Annotated in this window: 1 protein-coding gene; it reads right to left on the reverse strand. The window is 58.2% G+C overall.

Annotated features, from left to right (window positions below):
- Positions 1-769, reverse strand: a 769-nt coding sequence (locus AC1DRJ_RS30710) for a mechanosensitive ion channel family protein (RefSeq protein WP_477805421.1), incomplete at both ends; no start/stop codon positions are given.

A 769-nucleotide genomic window follows, 5' to 3' on the forward strand; every position in this document is an offset into this window, starting at 1 on the left:
GGTAACAACCCGGCCCGCAAATCCCCACCACTCGGCTGCTGATAAAGACCTAACCCAAACTCCGGCAGCACCGCCAGCAAGTAATCAAAAATATCCCCCTGAATCCGCTCGTAATCTGCCCACGCCGTGGTGCTGGTGAAGCAGTAGATTTCCAATGGAATACCCTGCGCGGTGGTCTGCATCTGGCGGACCATGCAGGTCATGCCGGGTTGAATCTCCGGGTGGCTTTTCAGATACGCCAATGCATAAGCGCGGAAGGTTCCGATGTTGGTCATCCGCCGACGGTTGGCCGACATGGCCGCCACGTTGCCCTGCGCTTCGTTCCAGGCTTTGAGTTCAGCCTGCTTGCGACCGATGTAATCGGTCAGCAGATGCACCTGCGACAACTTCTGCTCTTCGTCATCGCGGATGAAACGCACACCACTGGCGTCGATGAACAGGCTGCGCTTGATCCGTCGTCCGCCCGATTGCTGCATGCCCCGCCAGTTCTTGAACGACTCGGACATCAAGCGCCAAGTCGGGATCGAGACGATGGTTTTATCGAAGTTCTGCACTTTCACCGTATGCAACGTGATGTCGACCACGTCACCGTCGGCGCCGACTTGCGGCATCTCRATCCAGTCGCCCACCCGCAGCATGTCGTTACTGGTCAGTTGCACGCTGGCCACGAACGACAGCAGGGTGTCCTTGTAGACCAATATGATCAACGCCGACATGGCGCCCAGGCCCGATAGCAACAACAGCGGGGAACGGTCGATCAGGGTGGCGA

The sequence above is a fragment of the Pseudomonas sp. P5_B2 genome (assembly GCF_056400445.1).